The sequence below is a fragment of the Edaphobacter sp. genome (assembly GCF_035763405.1).
Lineage (GTDB): Bacteria > Acidobacteriota > Terriglobia > Terriglobales > Acidobacteriaceae > Edaphobacter.
The window spans coordinates 1-22129 of sequence record NZ_DASUBE010000131.1 but is presented as its reverse complement, the minus strand read 5'-3'; the positions used below and the strand labels follow the sequence as shown (position 1 = coordinate 22129).

Annotated in this window: 21 protein-coding genes; 5 read left to right on the top strand and 16 right to left on the bottom strand. The window is 62.0% G+C overall.

Translation table 11 applies throughout. From position 1 onward, the window contains the following. Nucleotides 1-4: 4 nt before the first annotated feature. The 9 genes from aroF to ruvX all read right to left on the bottom strand — a co-directional run bounded on the left by aroF (nt 5) and on the right by ruvX (nt 7740). Nucleotides 5-1024 carry a 3-deoxy-7-phosphoheptulonate synthase gene (gene aroF / locus VFU66_RS12905; RefSeq protein WP_326446671.1) on the bottom strand — a complete coding sequence of 340 codons (1020 nt, stop codon included), beginning with the start codon at nt 1022-1024 and terminating at the stop codon, nt 5-7. 85 nt (nt 1025-1109) lie between these two features. Then, the gene (locus tag VFU66_RS12900) at nt 1110-1370 is read right to left on the bottom strand and encodes a chorismate mutase (protein ID WP_326446670.1); all 261 of its coding nucleotides are present in this window, start codon (nt 1368-1370) and stop codon (nt 1110-1112) included. 124 nt (nt 1371-1494) lie between these two features. Beyond that, a complete protein-coding gene (trpA, locus tag VFU66_RS12895) occupies nt 1495-2256 on the bottom strand; it encodes a tryptophan synthase subunit alpha (RefSeq protein WP_326446669.1) in 762 nt (253 codons plus the stop codon). Between the two features lie 8 nt (nt 2257-2264). Beyond that, a complete protein-coding gene (gene trpB / locus VFU66_RS12890; RefSeq protein ID WP_326446668.1) occupies nt 2265-3491 on the bottom strand; it encodes a tryptophan synthase subunit beta in 1227 nt (408 codons plus the stop codon). 236 nt (nt 3492-3727) lie between these two features. Further along, the gene (locus VFU66_RS12885; protein ID WP_326446667.1) at nt 3728-4699 is read right to left on the bottom strand and encodes a hypothetical protein; all 972 of its coding nucleotides are present in this window, start codon (nt 4697-4699) and stop codon (nt 3728-3730) included. Between the two features lie 266 nt (nt 4700-4965). Beyond that, a complete protein-coding gene (locus tag VFU66_RS12880) occupies nt 4966-5907 on the bottom strand; it encodes an isoaspartyl peptidase/L-asparaginase family protein (protein WP_326446666.1) in 942 nt (313 codons plus the stop codon). A 12-nt stretch (nt 5908-5919) separates the two neighbouring features. After that, nucleotides 5920-6570, bottom strand: a complete 651-nt coding sequence (locus VFU66_RS12875) for a CDP-alcohol phosphatidyltransferase family protein (RefSeq protein WP_326446665.1) — start codon at nt 6568-6570, stop codon at nt 5920-5922. A gap of 91 nt (nt 6571-6661) precedes the next feature. After that, complete coding sequence (locus tag VFU66_RS12870) at nt 6662-7135, bottom strand: GreA/GreB family elongation factor (RefSeq protein WP_326446664.1); 474 nt, start codon at nt 7133-7135, stop codon at nt 6662-6664. A 119-nt stretch (nt 7136-7254) separates the two neighbouring features. Next, nucleotides 7255-7740 carry a Holliday junction resolvase RuvX gene (ruvX, locus tag VFU66_RS12865; RefSeq protein WP_326446663.1) on the bottom strand — a complete coding sequence of 162 codons (486 nt, stop codon included), beginning with the start codon at nt 7738-7740 and terminating at the stop codon, nt 7255-7257. Nucleotides 7741-7806: 66 nt separating this feature from the next. Between ruvX and mltG the strand changes: the two genes are divergently transcribed. Further along, nucleotides 7807-8790, top strand: a complete 984-nt coding sequence (mltG, locus tag VFU66_RS12860; RefSeq protein WP_414649440.1) for an endolytic transglycosylase MltG — start codon at nt 7807-7809, stop codon at nt 8788-8790. 416 nt (nt 8791-9206) lie between these two features. Further along, complete coding sequence (locus VFU66_RS12855) at nt 9207-11411, top strand: RelA/SpoT family protein (RefSeq protein WP_414649442.1); 2205 nt, start codon at nt 9207-9209, stop codon at nt 11409-11411. 26 nt (nt 11412-11437) lie between these two features. Here the strand turns inward: VFU66_RS12855 and VFU66_RS12850 are convergent, their stop codons facing one another. Further along, nucleotides 11438-12052 (bottom strand): hypothetical protein, encoded by a 615-nt coding sequence (locus VFU66_RS12850; RefSeq protein WP_326446661.1) that lies wholly within the window; start codon nt 12050-12052, stop codon nt 11438-11440. 88 nt (nt 12053-12140) lie between these two features. On the opposite strand from VFU66_RS12850, the gene VFU66_RS12845 reads away from it, so the two are divergent. Then, complete coding sequence (locus VFU66_RS12845) at nt 12141-13040, top strand: D-hexose-6-phosphate mutarotase (protein WP_326446660.1); 900 nt, start codon at nt 12141-12143, stop codon at nt 13038-13040. A gap of 71 nt (nt 13041-13111) precedes the next feature. Here VFU66_RS12845 and sucB read toward each other — a convergent pair whose 3' ends face one another. From sucB to VFU66_RS12815, 6 genes are all read right to left on the bottom strand, one after another. Next, the gene (gene sucB, locus VFU66_RS12840; RefSeq protein WP_326446659.1) at nt 13112-14728 is read right to left on the bottom strand and encodes a 2-oxoglutarate dehydrogenase, E2 component, dihydrolipoamide succinyltransferase; all 1617 of its coding nucleotides are present in this window, start codon (nt 14726-14728) and stop codon (nt 13112-13114) included. Nucleotides 14729-14928: 200 nt separating this feature from the next. Next, complete coding sequence (lipB, locus tag VFU66_RS12835; protein WP_326446658.1) at nt 14929-15681, bottom strand: lipoyl(octanoyl) transferase LipB; 753 nt, start codon at nt 15679-15681, stop codon at nt 14929-14931. Continuing rightward, nucleotides 15681-16700, bottom strand: a complete 1020-nt coding sequence (locus VFU66_RS12830; RefSeq protein WP_326446657.1) for a LacI family DNA-binding transcriptional regulator — start codon at nt 16698-16700, stop codon at nt 15681-15683. The genes lipB and VFU66_RS12830 overlap by 1 nt, the downstream gene beginning before the upstream one ends. 160 nt (nt 16701-16860) lie before the next feature. Beyond that, nucleotides 16861-18405 carry a trypsin-like peptidase domain-containing protein gene (locus VFU66_RS12825; protein WP_326446656.1) on the bottom strand — a complete coding sequence of 515 codons (1545 nt, stop codon included), beginning with the start codon at nt 18403-18405 and terminating at the stop codon, nt 16861-16863. A 33-nt stretch (nt 18406-18438) separates the two neighbouring features. Continuing rightward, a complete protein-coding gene (locus VFU66_RS12820; RefSeq protein WP_326446685.1) occupies nt 18439-19803 on the bottom strand; it encodes a M56 family metallopeptidase in 1365 nt (454 codons plus the stop codon). A 5-nt stretch (nt 19804-19808) separates the two neighbouring features. After that, nucleotides 19809-20207, bottom strand: a complete 399-nt coding sequence (locus tag VFU66_RS12815; RefSeq protein WP_326446655.1) for a BlaI/MecI/CopY family transcriptional regulator — start codon at nt 20205-20207, stop codon at nt 19809-19811. A gap of 383 nt (nt 20208-20590) precedes the next feature. Here VFU66_RS12815 and coxB point away from each other — a divergent pair, with 383 nt between their 5' ends. Both coxB and VFU66_RS12805 read left to right on the top strand, forming a co-directional pair. Then, nucleotides 20591-21667, top strand: coding sequence for a cytochrome c oxidase subunit II (gene coxB, locus VFU66_RS12810; RefSeq protein WP_326446654.1), 1077 nt, complete (start codon nt 20591-20593; stop codon nt 21665-21667). Nucleotides 21668-21690: 23 nt separating this feature from the next. Continuing rightward, nucleotides 21691-22129, top strand: a 439-nt coding sequence (locus tag VFU66_RS12805) for a cbb3-type cytochrome c oxidase subunit I (protein ID WP_326446653.1), incomplete at its 3' end; no start/stop codon positions are given.

Genomic DNA, 22129 nt, shown 5'->3' with positions numbered 1-22129 from the left:
AATGCTAGGCTATCGTTCTGCCAACCACCGGCGCCAGCAGACGCAACTGCGCCATCAGCTTCTCCAGTTGTTCAGGATACAGGCTCTGCGCGCCGTCGCTCATGGCCTTCTCCGGGTTGGGATGCATCTCCATCAGCAGGCCGTCGGCCCCGGCGGCGACGGCGGCCAGTGCCATCGGCGGCACCAGGTCGCGGATGCCGACGCCGTGCGACGGGTCGCCCAGCACGGGCAGATGCGTCAGTTTTTTGAGCACTGGAATGGCGGAGACGTCCATGGTGTTGCGCGTGTAGGTCTCAAACGTCCGTACGCCGCGCTCGCAGAGCATCAGGTCGTAGTTGCCGCCGGAGAGGATGTACTCGGCGCTCAGCAGCACCTCTTCGATGGTGGCGGCGATGCCACGCTTCAGCAGACAGGGCTTCCGCACGTGGCCCAGCTCGCGCAGCAGGTTGAAGTTCTGCATGTTGCGCGCGCCGATCTGGAAGCAGTCGATGTAAGGGAGCATCGGCTCGATCTGCGAGATCTCCATCACCTCGGTGATCACCAGCAGGCCCGTTTCATCGGCCACCTCGCGCAGTAGCTTCAGGCCCTCGATGCCCATACCCTGGAAGCTGTAGGGCGAACTGCGCGGCTTGAACGCGCCTCCACGCAGGAACTTCGCACCTGCGGCCTTCACCTTCTTCGCACTGTCCAGAATCTGCGCCCGCGACTCGACCGAGCACGGCCCGGCCATAACCACAACCTCTTCGCCGCCGACCACCACGCCGTTCGGGAAGGTAATCTTCGTGCCCTCGGGCCGGAAGCCGCGTCCCGCCAGTTTGTAGGGTGACGTGATGCGGTAGGCGTCCTGCACGCCAGGCAGTACCTTGAACTCGGTTACGTCAAAGTGAGCAGGCGTGCCGACACCCGCAAGAATCGTCTGCACCGCGCCGGTGGTACGGTGGACGTTGAAGCCAAGCTCCACCATCCGTTCAATGACGTGTTGGATTTGTTCTTCCATTGCATGGTCTTGCATCGCTACGATCATGTTTTCCGTCGCTCTCTTGTGTGTAGCTGAATCGTTCAGTACCTTTTAGCCGCCAGCTTCTAGCTTTTAGCTAAAGGCTGTGGCCCTAGTCTCGTCGCTGCAGTGTCCGCATGACGTCGATGATGCGCTCATAGACGTGCAGCAGTTCGGCATCCGCCAGAGGGCCCGGATTCGCGGCACGAATATGGTCGAAGACCGCCTGCTCGCGGCGCGGCTCGTAGACCGGCAGGTCGGCGGTGCGCTTAAGTTCTCCAATGGCCCGCGCAGCTTCGGCGCGCTGGCTGATGAGCCGCACAATCTGCTCATCCAGCTCGTCAATCTTCTTCCGCCAGTCGGAGATCTCCATCGCCTACCCTCACCGAGCAGCGGCGCGCCAGACGACATCAGCCCCGGCATCGCGCGCTGCGAAATTTTTCTGTACGCACCATGATAAACGGCGGTGCCCAGCCCGTTATCCATAAGCTCGCTCGTCATGCCCGCAACCCCGCGATCATTTGCCCAACCGCAGTCGCAGCCTGCTCGGGCGGAGTCTTCTCGATAAGCGCAACAATCGCGCTGCCGATGACCGCTGCGTCAGCAAACTCGCCCACGGCGCGGACGTGTTCGGCGTTCGAGATGCCAAAACCCACGGCAACCGGCAGCTTCGTGAACTTCTTCAACCTCGCCACCAACTCGGGTGCGTCACCCGCCACCTTCTGCTGCGTGCCGGTAATGCCCACGCGCGAGATGGCGTAAACGAAGCCCCGCGAGACCTCGGCAATCGCCTTCAGCCGCGTATCCGGGCTGGTCGGAGCAGCAAGAAAGACAGGAGCGAGCGAGTTGGCATGCATCGCCTCCAGATATTCACTCGCCTCTTCGACGATCATGTCCGTCAGCAGAACGCCATCCGCGCCCGCCTCAGCCGCACGCTCTGTGAAGGTCCGCATCCCCATTCGCACCACAGGGTTCAAATACGAAAACAGCACCAGCCCAGCCGAAGGCCGCGCCGCACGCAACTCTTTCGCAAGAGCAAGCACATCGACGAGCCGCGTCCCACGAGCCACGGCCCGTTCGCTAGCCCGCTGAATCACCGGGCCGTCTGCAAGCGGATCGCTGAACGGCACACCCAGCTCAATCACGTCCGCACCATGGTCAATTGCCGCCAGTGCAATCTCCCGCGTCGTTGCCAGATCAGGATCACCCGCCGTCAAATATGCAACAATCCCCGGCCTCGTCTTAAACTCAATCGCCATCCATCCCCCTAATCCCTATTCTCTGATCCCTGTATCTTCAGCTCGCGCGCCAGAATCCCCATATCCTTATCGCCGCGCCCTGACAAATTCACCATCAGGACATCCGTCTTCGCCATCGTAGGAGCCAGCCGGATCGCCTCGGCCACTGCGTGGGCGCTTTCCAGCGCAGGCAGAATGCCTTCCGTCCGCGAGAGCGTCACTGTGGCCTTCAGCGCAGCGTCATCCGAGCACGAAACATACGTCGCGCGCCCCGAGTCGTGCAGCATGGCGTGCTCCGGCCCTACGCTCGCGTAATCCAGCCCTGCGCTGACCGAATGCGTCGTCGCCACCTGCCCGTTCTCATCCTGCAACACATAGCTGTATGTCCCCTGTAGCACGCCCGGCACGCCGCCATCGACCTTCTGAAACCGCGCCGCATGTTCACCCAGCTTCGGCCCTCGCCCGCCTGCTTCCACACCAATCAACTGCACATTCTTATCGCCAAGAAACTCATAGAACGCGCCAATGGCATTCGAGCCGCCGCCCACGCACGCGACAATCGCCGTCGGCAGCTTGCCCTCCTGCTCCAGAATCTGACGCTTCGCCTCGCGGCTGATGACGCGATGAAAGTCCCGCACCATCGTCGGGTAAGGATGCGCACCAAGCGCCGAGCCGAGGATGTAGTAGGTGGTGCGAACATTCGTCACCCAGTCGCGCATCGCCTCGTTGATGGCGTCCTTCAGCGTAGCCGACCCGGCCCCGACACCGCGCACCTCCGCACCCAGCAGGCGCATGCGGTAGACATTCAGCTCCTGCCGCCGCATGTCCTCCTCGCCCATGTAGATGACGCACTCCATGCCCAGCAGCGCGCAGACGGTGGCCGTGGCGACGCCGTGCTGCCCCGCGCCCGTCTCGGCGATGATGCGGTGCTTGCCCATGCGCCGCGCCAGCAACCCCTGGCCGAGCGCGTTGTTAATCTTGTGCGCGCCGGTGTGCAGCAAGTCCTCGCGCTTCAGACAGATCTTCGCGCCGCCGCACTGCTCCGTCAGCCGCTTGGCGAAGTAGAGCGGGGTCGGCCGTCCGCAATAGTTCTTGAGCAGATCGTCCAGCTCCGCCTGAAACGCCGCGTCATCCTTAGCAGCGTTGTAAGCCGCCTCTAGTTCCTCAAGCGCCGCCATCAGCGTCTCAGGCACATACCGTCCGCCGTAAGCTCCAAACCGCCCCGCAACCGCATTCTCCATCGCAATAGCATTCATCGCATCACCGTTCCTGTTCCCTGCACGAAAAAGCCGCAACCCAGTCAGGTCGCGGCTCGTGTGGATATCGATTTCGTCTGAAATCTACAGCAATCTCTCAGATGAACCTACTCCGCCGATGCCGCTACCGTGCGCCAGTAGCGGAAAGTAAAGGAAAATCGGCTGGAGAAGATGACCATCTTGTCTTCCAAGATACACGGTAGCCTGGCATTCGGCAACCGAATTCAAGGATGAAGCTATTCGGCGGCCGGCGATGCAGTGGGTTGCTTGTCATCGTCCTGGTCCGGCAACAGCACCTTTTCCGTGCCTTTCGGTATCCGGAACCGGCCATCGGTGAAATACGCGATGGCCAGTCCTGCCGTCAGTTGCGGATTCAGAATGGCCAGCGGCACGACATACTTCTTCGACTTCACCACCGACTCGACCACACCGCGAATCGGATGGCTGCGCGGAATCGTGCCCGGCACCTGAGGGATGATGAAGGTTGAAAAATCCAGTCCCGGGTGGCGATGCGCATATTTTGTGAGTGACCGCGCCACCTGCTTAGGCGTCGTGATGCCGAGATCGACCAGAAAGTTTCGCCGCACGGCGTGGGGATAGTAGACGTTGATCAGGTTGCGCGAGAAGTCGGCGCAGTTGCGGTAAACGAGGTTGAAGCCGGCCACGTTGCGGCGGTCGTTGAAGAGTGCGATGAATCGCTCGTCTTGTTCGCGTGTGGTCTCGATCTGGAAGCCATAGATCTTGCGGTCATACGAGGCGCCCACAAGCTGGATCCAGTCGCCCGGGGGCGGTTCGCCGTGGGCCTCGGCGGTGGTTGTGTTGGGCACAATGTCGAGCAGATGCTCGCGCCGGTACTGGTCGCGCAGGCTGGTCTCAAGCGCCAGGTCTGCCGTGGCGGGAATGTCTTCGACGTGATCGACAGCGTAAAGGTAAGGCACCAGCGGAATCGCAATCCAGTCATAGCCGCCAACCTTGTGATAGCGGCTGATGACCACGCCGTCTTCATTGGGCGCGCAGAGACGCAGCCGCACCGGCGTTTCGGCGCATACACGATCCAGATACACCGCCGCGTGACCGGTGGGATTGAAGCTGCCAAAGTTGCCGAAGGGTTCCTCCATCAGCAGTGCAGCATCGGCCCACGCGCGTGAGCCCGTGGTCGCAAGGCCAGCAAGTAACGGCACCATCACCAGCAGCCGCAAAGCTCTCATTGAAAACCACATACATCTATTTAGATGCAATCCGGCAGAAATGTTTCGCTTCCAGGTGCGGGTTTTGAGCGAACGAAAGGCGGAATCCTTCGCCTTCGGATTCGCTCAGCGTGCGGAATAGAACTGCAAAAGCCGGTGGTTGAAGTGCGTTCTCTCCCCCTTCACAGTCAAACTGCGAAGGACGGAGCACCCGAACATCTGTGGCCGATGAAGAAATCGGAGAGCCAATCTGTGACGGTAATCGGCGCTACCGGTGAAGCTCGGTGTTAGGTTTTTCCATTGCGCGTAACGCCAAGCTCGATACCCGTCGGCGTCCGGATGCCCCACGCCATGCGTGGCGTGTTGTGCGCGAGCCCTATGCGCCCGTCGGGGCCGAGCAGGATGATGCCGCCGTGTCCGCCGAGCCGGTCGAAGAGATAGGCAATCGCGGCGTGGGCGGCCTCGTCGGGACTGGCCCCTGCGGCGACGCGGTCCACGGCCCATTTGCCCAGCACCAGCTTCATGATCGGCTCGCCCCAGCCGGTGAGCGAGACGGCGGCGGAGCGGTTGTCGGCGTAGCAGCCGCAGCCGATCAGCGACGAGTCGCCGACGCGTCCTGGTGCCTTGTTCAGCGTGCCGCCGGTGCTCGTGCCCGCTGCAAGATTCCCGTGCGCATCGAGCGCGACTGCACCGACGGTGTCGTGCGAAGCGTGGTCAGAGGCGTGCGGACCGGAAAAGGTAGTGTCTCCGTGGCCTGCGCGCTCGGCTGCCTGAGCCTTTTCGAGCCGTTCCAGCTCGCGCGGTATGACGAGATCGGAGTTGTTGCAAAGCGCCATGCCGCGCTGCTCGGCAAACTGCTCCGCGCCCTGACCGACAAAGTAGACGTGCGGGCTTCGGTCGAGCACCAGCCGCGCGGCGTGGATAGGATTGCGCAGCCGCTCGACGCAGGCTACGCCGCCAGTGCGTAGATTCTCGCCGTTCATCAACAGCGCATCCATCTGCACGCGGCCATCGGAGGTGAGGAACGAACCGCGCCCCGCGTCGAAGGTCTCGTCGTCTTCCATGACGGCGACGGCGGCCTCGACCGCATCAACGGCGCTGCCGTCTTTTTCAAGTATCGAATAGCCCGCTGCCAGCGCATTGGCAATGCCCGCTTCGTGCGCGGCAACAGCATCGTCGGGCATCGCCCAGGCGCCGCCATGAATCAGGAGTGTAGGAACAGTCTTCATCCGCTCCAGAGTTTACCGGAGCGAGCCGGACTGCTCCAGCGCGGCGTGTTTGCGCCGCTCAGTTTCGAGGTAGGTGTGGCGGATGCGATGCACGACGGTGAGGGTCGAAAACACAGCCAACACCCAGAGCGCGGGACCCATTACGCCCCAGCGGTTGCACAGCGCGCCAAGGATGACGCAGACGATGCGCTCGGGCCGCTCCATGAAGCCGACCTTGCAGGTGCCGATCAGTGCCTCAGCGCGTGCGCGGGTGTAGCTCACCATGACGCAGGCGGTCATGACGAAGGCCACCAGGCCGACGTAGAACAGGCGGTTGCCGCGTGCGTAGAAGATCATCAGGCCGAAGAAGATGGCCACGTCGGAGTAGCGGTCCATCACCGAGTCGAAGAATGCGCCGAAGACCGAGACCTGGTTGGTGGCGCGCGCCACGCGGCCGTCCACCATGTCGAAGATGCCCGCGCCGATGATAATCAGCCCAGCGTAGAGGAACATCCGGTTGGCGTTCGAGACGCGCGCAAAGCCGAAGAAACACGCGGCGACGATGTTGATAACGAGCCCGATGAAAGTCAGCACGTTCGGCGAGATGCGAGTCAGCGCAAGACCGTTGACGATCTTCTGCAGCAACCACCCACTGCCTTTACCGAATGCGCGTGTCCAGGTCAAAACCAGCCCTCAGGGGCGCCGAGCCCCGCGTTCCCTTTTACCAGATATGTTGCCGGCGTTTGCGTTGCTGCGCATTGCCTACGCAGGAAATCTACTCCGGAGAGTCGTGAATCGTCACGAGCTTCAGGATCTCAAGCTCGCGGTTGCCGTTGGGCGTCACCACAGTAGCGGTGTCGCCGACCTTCTTGCCGAGGATCGCGCGACCAATCGGCGAAGTGGTCGAGATCAACCCCTTCGAGACGTCCGACTCTTCGCTTGTCACCAACTGGTACTTCAACTCCTCGTCCTTGCTCGAATCGAAGACCGTGACGGTCGAGCCGAAACCCACCTTATCTGCCGGGATATTGACCAGGTTGACCATCGCCAGCTCACCCATGCGCTTCTTCAACTGACCCAGCCGGGCGTTCACGAAAACCTGGCGCTGTTTGGCCATGTGATACTCGGCGTTCTCGCTCAGGTCGCCCAGAGCGACGGCCTTTTTGATCTCGGCCGGCAATTCGGTGGTCAGCTCGTATTCAAGTGCCTTGATCTCTTCTGCGAGCCGCTTCATTACCTGTTCGGGCATGGAACCTTCCATGGCACTGCCGCCCGCGTTCACACGGCCGTTCCCAGTGCATTGAGGTGAAAACAACATTATACGATGCAAAGCCGCCGATGGGAGGCTCCCAGCGGTCGTTCTGCCCGCTAAACGCCTTTCGTTGCACCCACTTCGCCGGCGTGCTGCCGCTGGTGCCGACGGGCGTCGAGAAACGATTGCAGAATCAGCACCGCCGCTACCTGGTCGATGATGCCTTTTCGCCCTTGGACGGCGTGGCCGGCCTCGTCCAGATGCCGGTGCGCCTCGGCGGTCGTCAGCCGCTCGTCCCACAGGTGGACGGTGAGGCCGAATTCGGCGCGCAGCTCCTCGGCAAACGCCTCGGACTTGGCCGCCTGCGGACTGCGGTCGCCGGACATATAGAGCGGCAGTCCCACGACGGCCTCTCGGACCCCATGCTTGCGTAACATGCGGCCCAGCCACTTGAAGTCGGCTTTGCGGTTGGTGCGGTGCAGAGTGAAGAGAGGCTGCGCTGTTTGGCCGAGAGGGTCGGAGAGCGCCAGCCCAATCCGCCGGTCGCCCACGTCGAACCCCATCACTCGCGGAGGTGCGTCCTGCTCCTGCTCTCGCTCCATCCTTCGAGTCTACCCCGCCGCATCCTCTGTGAAATCGTCTAAAGTACCGATGGAGGCATGTGCGTTTTGAAGTTTCTCGGGACTCTGCTCGTTCTTGTTCTCATCCTTGCAGGCGCTGCCGCATGGGTCGTCCGCACACCCTACGGCCCCTCGCAGGAAACCTTTGTCGAGATTGCGCCGCACACCGGGACTGCTGCGGTTGCGGCACAGCTTGAGCTCGCGGGCGTGATCCGCAGTCGGTACGGCTTTGACCTGCTGCGCCCTCTGCTCGGCGGTCGTCTCCAGGCCGGTGAGTATCGCTTCGACCACCCCGTGTCCATGACGGAGGTCTACCGCCGCATCGCGCGCGGCGACATCTACACCCGTGCTCTGACCATCCCCGAGGGCTACAACATCTTCGACATTGCCCAAGCGGTTCAGGACCAAGGCTTCGGCACCCGCGATGCCTTTCTCTCCGCCGAGCGCCAGCACACTGAGTTGATAGCGCAATGGCTGCCCAAAGACGCGCCGCATCCCGCCTCGCTCGAAGGCTACCTCTTCCCCGACACCTACTACTTTCCGCGCAAAGCCACCCCGCTACAGATCCTGACGGCCATGGTGCGGCGCTTTCATCAGGTCTCAGCACGGCTCAGCATGACCGGCGACGTCAACCGGACGGTCATCATGGCGTCGCTGATCGAAAAAGAAGTCAGCCAGCCCGAGGAGCGCCCGCTGGTCGCAGGCGTCTTCGTCAACCGGCTCGCCAAAGGGATGCCGCTAGCCACCGACCCCACGGTCATCTATGCGGCGCTGCTTCAGGACCGCTGGCGCGGGACCATCTATGCGAGCGATCTCGCGTCGCCCTCGCCCTACAACACCTATAAACACACCGGCCTGCCGCCGGGGCCCATCTGCAACCCGGGCATCGCCTCGCTGCGAGCAGCCTTGTCTCCCGCGCAGACCGACTATCTCTACTTCGTCAGCGACGCCGCAGGCCACAGCCGTTTCTCCGCCAGCCTCAAGGAACACGCCCAGCAGGTCGAAGCCTACCGTCAGGCAGCGAAGCATTAAGGAACCGCTGATTAAGTCTCCGATTTTTGCCCCGTCATTCTGAGCGCAGCAGCCTGCCCTGAGCGAAGTCGAATGGGAAGAATCCCTGTATTTCTTTTCTGCGCCGATTCATTCCGCGGTCCTCCGATGCTTAATCAGAGCTTCCCGACGCTGCGGAAGTTCCGGCGAAGGGTTGACCGTCCGGCCTATAATTGCCTATGGTTCCCGTAAATTCAGCCTCTTCGGGGGTTGGCTCGATGTCGCGTTCGGAGAAGGGACCAAATTCGTCTGCCCAGCCTGACCCGGGCGTCCCGGATGAGGTACAACCTGCGACAGCAGGAGGCAATACGTCATTGAGCGCCAATGACTTAGAGGTGGATGTAATCCCCTCGGCGGCCTCGCATCTGCAAGGACTTTCAGCGACCGACGTCAAGGTCATCGACGACAAATTTGAGCGCGTACTCGAAACGGTCCATGAAAACCGGCCCGGGGACGACCTCGAAATCATTCGCAAGGCGTGGGAGTTCTGCCTGGAGAAGCACGAGGGGCAGAAGCGCGCCTCGGGCGAGCCGTATGTGATTCATCCGCTCGAAGTGGCGCAGGTGCTGGCCGAGCTGAAGATGGACTCAACCGCAATCGCCTCGGGTCTGCTGCATGATGCCGTCGAAGACACGGACGTGACCTCGGCGGAGATTGCCAAACGGTTCAACGAGCAGGTGGCGCACATCGTCGAGGGCGTCACCAAGCTCGACAAGATCAAGTTCGCCAACCGCGAGGACCATCAGGCGGAGAACATCCGCAAGATGCTGCTGGCCATGGTGACGGACGTGCGTGTGGTCATCATCAAGCTGGCCGACCGCCTGCACAACATGCGCACGCTCGAGCACCTGAAGCCTGAGAAGCAACAGAAGATTGCGAAGGAGACGCTCGATGTCTACGCTCCACTGGCGCACAGACTGGGCATGGGCAAGCTGCGCGGCGAGTTGGAAGACCTGGCCTTCCGCTATACCGACCCGTATGGGTACGAGCGCGTCTCGACCGAGGTAGGCAAGCTGCGCGGTGCAGGCGAAGAGTTTCTCGAAAAGATCGTCAGGCAGCTTGAGGCCAAGCTGAAGGAGCACCACATTCAGGGGCGCGTGGAGTGGCGCATCAAGCGGCTCTATTCCATCCAGCAGAAGCTGAATGACCAGAAGATCCCCGTCGATCAGGTGTACGACCTGCTCGCCGTGCGCGTGATCGTCCAGACGGTGCAGGACTGCTACGCGCTGCTGGGGCTCCTGCACTCGACGTGGCGGCCGGTTCCGGGGCGCATCAAGGACTTCATCGCCATGCCGCGGCCGAATCTCTACCAGTCGCTGCATACGACGCTGATCGCCGAAGGAGGGCACCAGTTCGAGGTGCAGATTCGCACCGAAGACATGCACCGCGTCGCCGAGGAGGGTATCGCTGCGCACTGGAAGTACAAGGCGGACGACAACGTCAGCGCCAAGGACGAGCAGCGGCTGGCGTGGGTCAGGCAGTTGATGGAGTGGCAGCGGGAGATGTCGGACCCGAACGAGTTTATGTCCACCCTCAAGATCGACCTGTACCCGGAGGAGGTCTACACCTTCACGCCGAAGGGCAAGGTTGTGGTGCTGCCTAAGGACGCGAGCCCTGTCGATTTCGCTTACGCCATCCACACCCAGGTGGGAGACACAACCGTTGGGGCGAAGGTGAATGGGCGCATCGTCCCGCTGCGCACTCGGCTGCGCAACGGCGACATCGTCGAGATTGTGACGCAGGCTGGGCACGCTCCCAGCCGCGACTGGTTGAGCTTCGTCAAAAGCTCGCGCGCGCGCAACAAGATCAAGCACTGGCTGAACGAACACCAACGCGAGCGCGCCATCGAGATTGGCCGCAAGCTGCTCGAACGTGAGGCGCGCAAGTATAAGCTCTCACTCACAAAGTTCACCGAGGCAGATTATGTCCGCGTGGCCGGCGAGTATGGTCTGGGCACGCAGATGGAATTGCTCTCCGGCGTGGGCTTCGGCAAGCTCTCGGCACGGCAGGTGTTGAACAAACTCGAACCAGGTTCGACAATGGCCGCAGAACCTGCCGCACCCGAGGCGGGCGTTGCGAACACGCTGGGGCAGATGTCGGAGGCGGTGAAGCGCGTCTTCTTCGGTAAAGGCTCCGAATCGCTCCAGGTCGAGGGCAAGGACGACCTGCTGGTCTACCGCGCGCGCTGTTGCAATCCAATTCGTGGCGAGGAGATTATCGGCTACGTGACGCGCGGTAAGGGCGTCGCTGTTCACGCTCGAAGCTGTCCGAACGTGCAGAATCTGCTCTATGAATCTGACCGGCGGATTCAGGTGGAGTGGGCACCGTCGCATAGCGAGCCGGGCGCAGTGAAGCAGCAGACGTATCCGGTGAAGCTGACTGTGCTCTGCGACGACCGCACCGGAATGCTGAAGGAGTTTACGGCAATCATCTCCGACGACGGCACCAACATCCGCAGCGTGGACACGCGGACTATTGAAGACGGGCAGGTTGCGGTGGACTTCGTGGTCGAGACGGTGGACCTCAGGCACCTGAACCGGCTGGTGGAGCGTCTCCGGCGTGTCTCCGGCGTGCGCGAGGTGCAGCGCGTCCAGAAGATATAGAAAAATCAGCTAAACCAAAGCAGCCGTCAGTCCACGTTCATGCTGGCATCCACATCGAGCACGAGCGAGTCGCCCTGCACCAGCATGGAGTGCATCTTGAGCGAGTTAAGCGTGACGCGGTAGCCGGTGGTTTCAGCCGAGCGCGTGAGAAGCTGGCGAGCAAGGTCGGCGGCATTCACCTTCATCTGCGCAGGCAGCTTGCCGCTGAGGAAGGGGACGAGCAGAAAGTTCAGCTCGCGCGACTCGCTGAGCCGCTCAATGCGTGCGTCGCGGAAGCCAATCGATTCGCCCTCGCCCTCGGGAACGAGCGAGACGTCGGCGTTGGTCGAAAGCGAGAGCCCGACGCAGGCCCCCATCACCGATGCGCCCATCCGCGACCGCGTGTGGACGTGGACGACGATGCGGTCACCCGCGAAAGTAACGTGCGGCGAGTCGGCGTAGACGTAGCAGCTTGAGTGCGGGTTGCCGCGCAGGTAGTAGCGCCCTTCGGGGCCGTTGAAGAGCTGCGCGCGCAGCGTGCGCTCCAGCGCGTTGGCCGAGACCTTAACCTCGATCGCGCGGGCGCTCATCGCGGCTGTCGAAAAGAGCGCGACAGCAAGCAGTAGGCGGACAAAGATGCGTTGCATGATGAGTTTAAGCATAATGGCTGCGGGCTGAGGGCAACTCATCACACGTGCGGAAGGATGGCAACTGGCCGACCAGATTTCAGGGGTCGTCTACACTTGCACCATGGACATAGCACAGCTCACAGAAGACTTTGCCATCCCGGGAGTGCTGGCATTCAATGAGGCGCCTGGGGGCCTTATCTACGCGGCGATTACGTCGCGGGCAGCTACGGCCACGATTTATCTGCAAGGGGCGCATGTGGCGGCATGGCAGCCTGCAGAGCAGAAACCCGCCATCTTTCTCAGCCGAAAGAGCGAGTTAGCTCCGGGCAAGGCGATTCGCGGCGGTGTGCCGATTTCGTTCCCCTGGTTTGCGACGCGGCACGACGGCAGGCCCGGTCCTTCACACGGCTTTGCGCGCATCGAACCGTGGACGCTGGCCTTTGCCGCACTCGCAGACGAAGAGCTTCACCTGACCTTCACACTTGGCCCCACGGCGCTGGGCCGTGAGCTTGGCTTTGACAGATTCCGTCTGGCATACCGCGTGACAGTTGGCCGCACGCTGACGATGCAGTTGACGGTGGTCAACGATGCGGCCTCGCCGCTCGTGTTTGAAGAGGCGCTTCACACCTACTTCGCCGTGGGCGATGCGCACGAGACGGAGATCGCGGGGCTTGACGGCGCGACCTATCTGGACAAGACGGACAGCTTCAAGCCGAAGGCGCAGCATGGCCTGGTGACGTTCTCCGGAGCGACCGATCGCATGTACGAAAATACTGCCGCTGCCTGCACGATCGACGACAAGGCAGGCAGGCGGCGAATCACCGTAGAGAAATCAGGCTCGAACACCACAGTGGTGTGGAACCCTTGGCAGGAAGGCGCAGCACGGCTCGCGGACCTGGAGGCGAACGAGTGGCACGAGTTCGTCTGCTGCGAGACGGCAAATGCCGGGGTGAATGCCGTCACACTTGCCGCGGGTGCAAGCCACACCATGCAGGCGCGTATCTCGGTGGAGGCAACATAAGTCAGAACAAAACAAGCGCGGCAGACTTCGGTCGCCGCGCTTGTTTTACAAAACCTTTTATCGGTCTTTCTTTATCCGATGTCTTCGCTCCAGTTCTCCAGATAAGCCTTGAAGTCCGACATGAACTTGCCCGCGTCGGCGCCGTCGATGATGCGGTGGTCGAAGCCGAGCGTGAATCGCTGGATGGAGCGGATGGCGATGGAGTCGCTGCCGTCCTTATCGGTGAGGACGACGGCCTCTTTGTTCAGGCCGCCGATGCCGAGAATGGCCGACTGCGGCTGGTTGATAATGGGCATGCCGAACTGCTCGCCGAAGATGCCGGAGTTGGTCAGCGTGAAGGTGCCGCCGGAGATCTCGTCGGGCGCGAGCTTCTTGCCGCGGGCGCGATCGGCGATGTCCACAATGGCGCGCGTGATGCCAAGGAAGTTCTTCTCCTCCGCCTGCTTGATGACCGGCACGATGAGGCCCCAGTCCAGCGCAACTGCGATGCCGACGTTGATGTTCTTGTTGTAGCGGATCGCCGTGCCCTCAATCGATCCGTTGACGATGGGATGTTTGCGCAAAGCTGCGATGGCCGCGCGGGTGATGAAGGGCATGTAGGTCAGCTTGACGCCGTTGCGCTGCTCATACTTCGCCTTCTCTTTTTCGCGGAGCCGGACGATGCGCGTCATGTCCACCTTAAAGACTGTGTGGACGTGCGGGCTGGTGTGCTTCGACTCGACCATGCGCTCGGCAATGATGACGCGCATCTTCGACATCTGAACCAACTCGCCGGGCAGAGGCTGCGCGGGCGCGGCAGGCTTTGCGGCAGGCGCAACCGCAACAGCAGCCGGAGCAACCGCAGGCGCTGCTGATGGCTTTGCGCCGCCTTCGAGATGGCCCAGGATGTCGGCCTTGGTGATGCGGCCCGAAGCCCCGGTGCCTGCAACCGCACCGAGATCGACATTGTTCTCCTTGGCAATCTTGCGCACCAGCGGCGAAGAGCGCAGGCGTTCGCCTTCGGTGCGTGCAGGAGCAGCAGCAGCGACAGGCGCCGGAGCGGCGGCAGGGGCAGCAACCACAGGGGCCGGAGCCGCGGCAGGTTTGGCCGCGCCTCCCCCGATGACTGCGACCACCGTGTTGATTGTGACCGTTGCACCTTCGGGAACCTTGATCTCGGTAAGTGTGCCGGCGACGGGCGAAGGTATTTCCGCGTCCACCTTGTCGGTCGAAATTTCAAAGATAGGCTCGTCGCGCTGAACGCTGTCGCCCACCTTCTTGAGCCACTTGGTAATCGTGCCTTCGGTGATGGACTCGCCCATCTGCGGCATTAGCACGTCGGTGCCGGGACCAGCAGCAGGAGCAGGTTTAGCTTTCTCCGGCACGACGGGAGCAGTCGAAGCCTCGGTCTTTGCAGGTGCAGAAGCGGCAGGTGCAGGAGCGGCAGGTGCAGGAGCCGCGGCAGCCGAGTCTGCGCCATCGATCACGGCCACGACCGTATTGATCTGCACCGTGGTGCCTTCGGCGATCTTGATCTCCTTGAGCGTGCCCGCAACGGGCGAGGGAATCTCGGCGTCCACCTTGTCGGTCGAGATTTCAAAGAGCGGCTCGTCGCGCTGCACGCTGTCGCCGGGCTTCTTGAGCCACTTGGTGATGGTACCTTCGGTGATGGATTCGCCCATCTGGGGCATGACTATGTCGGTCGGCATGAAAGTTCCTTCTCCAGTTCTGTTCGGGCGCGCAGATCAGGCAATCCGCACATGGCGGGCCACTGCGCAATCGGGACATATACGTATCGGATTATACGGCGGCAAGCCCGCTGCCTGCCTGTTACGGGCGGTAAGCGAACGCCGTGAAACGACTCGATACGGATCTGCGCGAATAGCACCAATCCGTGGTCGTATCGGTGCTATCGGTGTAGGCCGGTGTTAAGTTTTTCGGCAGACGCGGCGAGCAACTCGTCCACCGAGCCCCGCCACAGCATCTGCCGTCCAAATACTCGCCCGAAGTGGCGCGCCGTCGCGTGCATCGCGGCGTCCATCGTAGGCGCGTGTCCGGGTGCGGCTTCGAGTTCGAGGCTCGTCACGGGCTTGTCCGCGATGCCGCACGGCACAATCCATTGGAAGTCACGCAGGTCCGTCGTCACATTCAGCGCAAAGCCATGCGAGGTGACGCCCGCCGAGACATGCACGCCGATGGCGGCGATCTTCTTCTCCGGAACACTGCCGCCGGCCAGCGTCCACACGCCTGTCAGTCCGCAGATGCGCTGCGCCATCACGCCAAACTCGCCGCAGACGCGGATCAGCGTGTCCTCGATCATGCGCACGTAATCGACCGGGCCCAGATGAGGCCCCTTCTTGCCGGGCCACTCGCCGCGCAGGTCGAGGATGGGGTAGCCCACAAGCTGCCCCGGCCCGTGGTACGTCACATCGCCCCCGCGGTTGATCTCGTGCAGTTCGATGCCGCGCGCGGCGAGAAATTCATCGGAAGCAAGCACGTTGGAACGATGAGCATTGCGCCCCAGCGTCAGCACAGGAGGATGCTCAACAAGCAGCAGCGCATCTCCGATAACGCCGGCCTTGCGCGCGGCGACGACGCGCTGCTGGATGGCAAGGCCCTCAGCATATGGAACACGCCCAAGATGGAGAAGATTCAAATGCATCAAGGCTTAGCCAGAGCGCCATTCTTGACCGCTGCGGTCGATTGCCGGACGATCAGTTCGGTCGAGACCCTGTATTCAACGCCGTGGTCCACACCTTTGTGACTGGCGTTATAGAGTGCGGTGAAGGCGCGGGAGGCAATTTCAGCGCGCGGCACATGAACGGTGCTCAGAGGTGGATAGAGGAAGCTGCTTAGTTCAATGTCGTCGAAGCCGACAACGGAGATGTCCTCGGGTACGCGCAGGCCCGCCTCGTGGACCGCGCCCATGACGCCGATTGCGGAGAGGTCATTCGAGGCCAGTACGGCCGTCGGTGGGTTGGGCAGCTTCAGCAGCTTCTCGGTCGCGGCCTTGCCTCCGTCGATGTGGTGGTCCCCAGTGACGATGTACTCCGGGCCAATCTTGATGCCGCGCTTTTTGAGCGAACGGAGAAAAGCGTCGGTGCGTGTCTTTGCTGAAGGCAGCGACTGCGGTCCGCTAACGAAGGCGATCCTGCGGTGTCCCAGAGACACCAAATGGTCAATCGCCAACTCAATGCCGCCGTCATAGTCGATGAAGATGTTGCTGGTCATGCGTCCCACCTTGCCCGTGTCCAGAAAGACGATGGGAATGCCGCGCTTGTTCAGCAACTGGACCAGCTTCGGGTCCATCTCGGAGGTCATGATGGCGACGCCGTCCACCTTGCGCTCCAGCATTCTGCGGACGCAGACCTGCATCCGCTGCGGCTGATAGTCGGTGTTGGCGATCAGCAGTTCCTGCCCGTGCTCGACCGCAATGCGCTCGAAGCCTTTGGCGATGTCGGGGAAGAACGGGTTGGTGATGTCCGAGATAATCAGCCCGTACATGTGGCTTTTGCCGGAGCCGAGCGTGCGCGCGTGGGAGTTAGGGAAGTAGCCGAGCGTTTTGATGGCCTCGCGCACGCGGCGCTCCGTGCGCGAGGTAACCGGGACCGTTCCGTTGACGACCCGCGATACCGTGGCGGTGGACACGCCGGCCCGTTTTGCAACTTCTCGAATGTTCATCTTTGTGAGCGTCCAGTTTGTTGGTTTACCGCTAGGCGAACGCAGCGGAAACCTGCTGTTGCGAACAGTCTAGCGCATTGCCAACGGCAGCGTAATCGGTTGCAGGAGCGGGCAGAGAAAAGGCCGCCGCCATCAAGGCAGCGGCCCTTCCAGCAGCTATTTACTGGTTCGAGTTGTCCGGGTGGACGATCCGGTAGCTTGCGTTGCCCTGCGACCAGACCAGCAGCAGCAGGTCCTTCCCCGCCGGGCTGGCGTGGACGGAGTTGACGCACGCCTCCGCCGAAGACACGGCATGGCGGTTCACCTCCATGATGACGTCGCCCGCCTGTAGCCCGGCATCCTCCGCCGGACTGCCCGGCTTGACACCTTCGACCACCGCGCCATGCACGCTCGCCGGAATGTTGAACTGCTGCCGCACGTCCGCATTCAGGTCGCCGACCTGGACGCCGATCTTCGCATGTGCGTTGCTATTGCCCTCCGTGCTCGCGGTCTCGGCGCCGCTGGCGTGGAACTCGCCGACCTTTACGTGGACCGTCTGCGGACTGCCATTGCGAATGATGCCGAGTGTGATCGCTGTACCCGGCGTCATTTCGCTGACGGCCACCTGGAGTGCGCTGCCATTCTCCATCGTCTCGCCATTCAGCTCGCGGATGACGTCACCGCTCTTGAGGCCAGCGTCCGCGGCCGGGGAACCGGGTGTCACCTGCGAGACGATCGCACCGGTCGCGTCCTTCAGGTTGAAGAAGCTCGCGTTTGCCGGAGTCACGTCATTCATCGCAATGCCGAGATAGCCGTGGTGGACCGAGCCGGTCTTGATGATCTGCTCTGCAACGGAGTGTGCAAGCTGCGACGGAATCGCAAACCCAGCGCCCGCAAACGAGCCGCTGTTCGAGATGATGAACGTGTTGATGCCGATCAGCTCGCCGTGCGCGTTCACCAGCGGACCGCCCGAGTTGCCGGGGTTGATCGCCGCGTCGGTCTGGATGTATCCGCCAGGCTTGCGCAGGTTGTCTGAATAAGGATTCGGCCGGTTCAGCGCACTGACGATGCCGCGCGTCACCGAGAACTGGAAGTAGCCGAACGGGCTGCCGAAGGCCAGCACCGTCTGGCCGGGCTTCAGCTTGGTCGAATCGCCCCAGGCGATCGTCGGCAGGTCGGTCGCGTCCACCTTGATGACCGCGAGATCGGTCAGCTTGTCCACGCCGACAACCTTGGCGTTCAGCACACGGCGGTCGTGCAGCGTCACTCGCACATTCACCGCGTCGTTGACGACGTGGTCGTTGGTCAGGATGTAACCGTCCGGCGAGATGATGACGCCGCTGCCGATGCCGTGCTCAATCTGCGGCCCCTGCGGAGTCATCTGACCGAAGAAGCCGTTCGGGCCAAAGAACTGCGAAAAGCCCGGAGGCAAATTCTGTCCTTGCTGGTTCTGCATTGCTCCGCGCTCGGGCGTCTCCTTCGACGTCACCGCAACGTTGACTACAGCGGGCGTCACGCGCGCGGCCACCGACTCGACCGCGTGGTCCAGCGCCACCAGCGACGAAACGCTGCTGTCGTCCAGCGGTGCTGCCGAGCTGATGCTCGCCGCGTTGACACCATCGTGGCGGGCAATCAGTGTGCCCACCAGAACCAGCGCAGCCGCCAGCCCAGTCAGGCCACCAATCCGCGCCACCCTACCGACTAATTGATTAGTTGACTCTTTCATAATAAGCACCTCTTCTTCTGAGAATGGAACGAACTAAAGTTGAAGGAGCAGCCAGCCGTCAAAGGTCGGCACGGCCGCATACGCCGGGCGAGCACCGCGCTCCTCCGGCACAGAGAACACCATCTTTGAAACCCTCGTCGTCCCGTTCGGACCGGACGAACTCCACGAAGTCATCACGACCCACTGCTCGACGCGTGGATGCGCGGGTTGAATCTTTTTGACCTGCCGCAACGCGGGCTGCGGAGACCGTGTGCGCTGTCGATGCACCACCGGAACGATCGTTGAAGCGGACGTAGTGGCAGCCACTGGAATGGTGGCCTTGAGCAGCGTCTCATGCGCCCCAGCGGATGCGGTCGCTGGCATCGCAGCCATGACCGGGCGATACATCGCGGGCTGTGCAACCGCCTCCGTAAGGGACGGCGACGATGGAGCCGCGAACGACACCAGCCGTGGGCATCGAGCAAGCTCGGTCGCGCTGCCCAGCAGGGCAACGGCCATCACACCCAGCATGACGCGAGACTGTGCGCGGCCCATACCCGGGCTTCCGCGCAGAATGCTGTGGACACGGTGGCCAAGTTCAGACCGCCGCTCCCACGCGCCCAGCGAAAGGGCCGCTGCCCGCCGCTCGATCCTCTGTTCGGCCAGATTGGCCAGGCAGCGCGCATACGCCTTCGGCGCGCGGGTCATGCGCAGCACATCGTCGTCACAGGCCAGCTCGCGCTCGAAGCACAGCCGCCGCTCGATCCACACCAGCGCGGGATTGAGCGGAAACAGCACCAGCCCGATCTTCTGCGCCAGATTGATCCAGTCGTCGCGCCGCCGCAGATGCCCCAGCTCGTGGAGCACAATCTGTTCCAGCTCAGGAGTAGTCAATGCCTCAAAGAGTTCTTCTGGAACCAGAATGCGCGGCGAGAAGAAGCCGATCACGCTCGGGCGATCCACATCGCACGAGGTGCAAAGCTCCGCGCCACGTAAGCCCTCAACGGCAAGCGGCAAAGCATCAGGCGCAACCGGAGTGGCGCGCTTCCAGATGGCGCGCAGCCGCAGTCCGCTCACAATCAACCTGCCCGCGCGCAACAGGGATAGCACCGCCCAAAATCCGGCAATCGCAAAGCTCCATCGAGCATCGACATGAAACATCGCGCCATGTGCCGCCAGCGCCTGCCCAGCTTCTCCGCCGTGCATATGCAGAAAGGGAAGCACCGCCAGCACCGCGAAGACCACTGTCCATACAGCGAATCGCACCGCGGCCGAAGCCTTCGGCGTCATGCGCAGGCACAGCCACGCTCCGGCTGCCAGCACCAGCCCTTGCCAAAGTCCTGCAACAAACGCACCGGCGGCAATCCGCGACGGTCCAGCGGCCAGCTCACCAATCCAATGCATCAGGCTCGCATCCATGACCGTCACACTTCCTCCGGGCGGTCATCCGCCGCACGGTCGATGGCGTCTTTCAGCCGCTTCAGTTCTTCAGGCGTCACCTCGTCGTCGCCCAGCAGCGAGAGCAGCAGCCGCTCGCGCGAGTTGCCGAAGAACCGCCGCATCATGTTCCGTACCTCGGAGCGTTCCGCCTCCTGTTCAGCCACGCACGGGCTGTACATAAAGGCGCGGCCTGCCTGACGGTGCCGTACATATCCCTTCTGCTCAAGAATCCGAATTGTAGTCAGCACGGAGTTGTACGCCAGCGTTGCCCCGTCCGGCATCGCCGCCACCAGATCGCCCACGGCCGACTCGCCGCGCTCCCACAGAATCTTCATCAGCCTCAACTCGGCTTCGGTCAGCGTGATGGATCTCTTTGGCGGCATCGTCTCCATCGCAGGCACCTCCCATACAACCCGGGAAGGATGTCCGCTCTCTGAACATTCAGACGGATCAACTAAACGATTAGTTAGCGAGCCAGCCTGAACATTTTTCCACCTGCGCCCGAGCGAGCATAACCAGACGAAAAGCGCAACGACCAAAGACCGCGTCAGGCCGTCCATTCTGCCTGTATACAAGGAGTACCGGAAATAAAACCAGAAGACGAGCCAGTCGTCCAAATCGCCCGATTACCGGAGCAAAGTCAACGATTACCGGTGATTTTTTGATTCAACCGAGCAAATCAATTAAGTATTGGATTAGCATGTCCCAGACACAAGGTTCAGGAACCTGCGCTGGGTGAAATAAAGCTTCGTGAGGTCACACTGCTTTGTTCCCATTCGCCAGATATTCGACGGCTCACCCCGGCGGAACACTCCGGCTGTCTGCCCTCGTTGGCGGCAATGTGCTCGGCAGTCTGGCCCTCGCGGGCACGGCGTACGCCGGATCTCCCACCAACATCTTCGCGCCTGCAGGAACACCGGCCCGCTCCATCTTCAGCCTGTCGATGCTGGTGCTCTCGGTCACGCTGGTCGTCTTTCTGATCGTCGCGAGCCTGCTGCTCTACGCGATCATCCGCTACCGGCACCGCCCCGGCGACTCCGACCGCGAACCGGCCCAGATCTACGGCAGCAACCAGATCGAGCTTGCCTGGACCGTCATTCCCATCCTCATCGTCATCATGCTTTTCCTCACTACCACGCGCGTCATCCTGGGCACCGAACACATTCCCAAGCCCGGCAATGCGCTCGATGTGACCGTCATCGGCCACCAGTTCTGGTGGGAGTATCGTTATCCCAAATTTGGAGTCGTCACGGCCAACGAGCTGCATGTGCCGGTCAGCGACCCGGCCAACATGACGCCCACCTATCTCAACATGACCTCGGCCGACACCGACCACAGCTTCTGGGTGCCGCGTCTTGCAGGCAAGATGGATCTGATTCCGAACCGCATCAACGTCATGTGGATTGACCCCGAGCAGCCCGGCCTCTACCTGGGCCAGTGCGCGCAGTACTGCGGCGTGCAACATGCCAAGATGCTCCTGCGCGTCTACGCCGACTCGCCCGCCGACTTCGCCAAATGGATCGAGCACCAGAAGCAGCCTGCCAACGAAGACTTTACCGGCAACCCTGCTGCGGCTGAAGGCAAGCAGGTCTTCATGCATAACGCCTGCATCAACTGCCACACCATCTCGGGAACAGTGGCGACGGGACGCTTCGGCCCCGACCTGACGCACTTTGCCAGCCGCGACACGCTTGCCTCGGGCGCTGTGCCCAATACGCCAGAGAACCTGCGTCGATGGATCGACGATCCCAGCACCATTAAACCCGGCGCGATGATGCCGTCCATGCATCTGAACCAGCACGACCTCGACCTCATCACGGCTTATCTCATCACGCTTCACTAACCCGCTCAGGAAAGAAACGCGTCATGTCACCCGCAACCCGCGTCATGGAAGCAGTCGATGAGACCCAGGCCATCAAACGCCCGGCGTTCGAGGTCATCTACGACTGGGTCACGACCGTCGATCACAAAAAGATCGGCATCATGTACATCGCCTCGGCGATCCTGTTCCTGATCATCGGCGGCGTCGAAGCCATCCTGATGCGGATCCAGCTTGCGATCCCCAACAACCATTTCGTCTCGCCTGAGGTCTTCAACCAGCTCTTCACCATGCACGGCACCACCATGATCTTCTTCATGGCGATGCCGATTCTGTTCGGCTTCGGCAACTACCTCGTCCCGCTGATGATCGGCGCGCGCGATATGGCCTTCCCGCGCTTGAATGCTTTTGGTTACTGGATCGTCCTCTTCGGCGGTCTGTTCCTGAGCTCCAGCTTCCTCTTCGGCGCTCCGCCGAACGCGGGCT

What these genes read in the sequence shown, in the direction of transcription:
- aroF (WP_326446671.1), bottom strand. Translation starts at nt 1,024, where the DNA reads ATGATCGTAGCGATGCAAGACCATGCAATGGAAGAACAAATCCAACAC.
- VFU66_RS12900 (WP_326446670.1), bottom strand. Translation starts at nt 1,370, where the DNA reads ATGGAGATCTCCGACTGGCGGAAGAAGATTGACGAGCTGGATGAGCAG.
- trpA (WP_326446669.1), bottom strand. Translation starts at nt 2,256, where the DNA reads ATGGCGATTGAGTTTAAGACGAGGCCGGGGATTGTTGCATATTTGACG.
- trpB (WP_326446668.1), bottom strand. Translation starts at nt 3,491, where the DNA reads ATGAATGCTATTGCGATGGAGAATGCGGTTGCGGGGCGGTTTGGAGCT.
- VFU66_RS12885 (WP_326446667.1), bottom strand. Translation starts at nt 4,699, where the DNA reads ATGAGAGCTTTGCGGCTGCTGGTGATGGTGCCGTTACTTGCTGGCCTT.
- VFU66_RS12880 (WP_326446666.1), bottom strand. Translation starts at nt 5,907, where the DNA reads ATGAAGACTGTTCCTACACTCCTGATTCATGGCGGCGCCTGGGCGATG.
- VFU66_RS12870 (WP_326446664.1), bottom strand. Translation starts at nt 7,135, where the DNA reads ATGCCCGAACAGGTAATGAAGCGGCTCGCAGAAGAGATCAAGGCACTT.
- ruvX (WP_326446663.1), bottom strand. Translation starts at nt 7,740, where the DNA reads ATGGAGCGAGAGCAGGAGCAGGACGCACCTCCGCGAGTGATGGGGTTC.
- VFU66_RS12850 (WP_326446661.1), bottom strand. Translation starts at nt 12,052, where the DNA reads ATGCTTAAACTCATCATGCAACGCATCTTTGTCCGCCTACTGCTTGCT.
- VFU66_RS12845 (WP_326446660.1), top strand. Translation starts at nt 12,141, where the DNA reads ATGGACATAGCACAGCTCACAGAAGACTTTGCCATCCCGGGAGTGCTG.
- sucB (WP_326446659.1), bottom strand. Translation starts at nt 14,728, where the DNA reads ATGCCGACCGACATAGTCATGCCCCAGATGGGCGAATCCATCACCGAA.
- lipB (WP_326446658.1), bottom strand. Translation starts at nt 15,681, where the DNA reads ATGCATTTGAATCTTCTCCATCTTGGGCGTGTTCCATATGCTGAGGGC.
- VFU66_RS12830 (WP_326446657.1), bottom strand. Translation starts at nt 16,700, where the DNA reads ATGAACATTCGAGAAGTTGCAAAACGGGCCGGCGTGTCCACCGCCACG.
- VFU66_RS12825 (WP_326446656.1), bottom strand. Translation starts at nt 18,405, where the DNA reads ATGAAAGAGTCAACTAATCAATTAGTCGGTAGGGTGGCGCGGATTGGT.
- VFU66_RS12820 (WP_326446685.1), bottom strand. Translation starts at nt 19,803, where the DNA reads ATGGATGCGAGCCTGATGCATTGGATTGGTGAGCTGGCCGCTGGACCG.
- VFU66_RS12815 (WP_326446655.1), bottom strand. Translation starts at nt 20,207, where the DNA reads ATGCCGCCAAAGAGATCCATCACGCTGACCGAAGCCGAGTTGAGGCTG.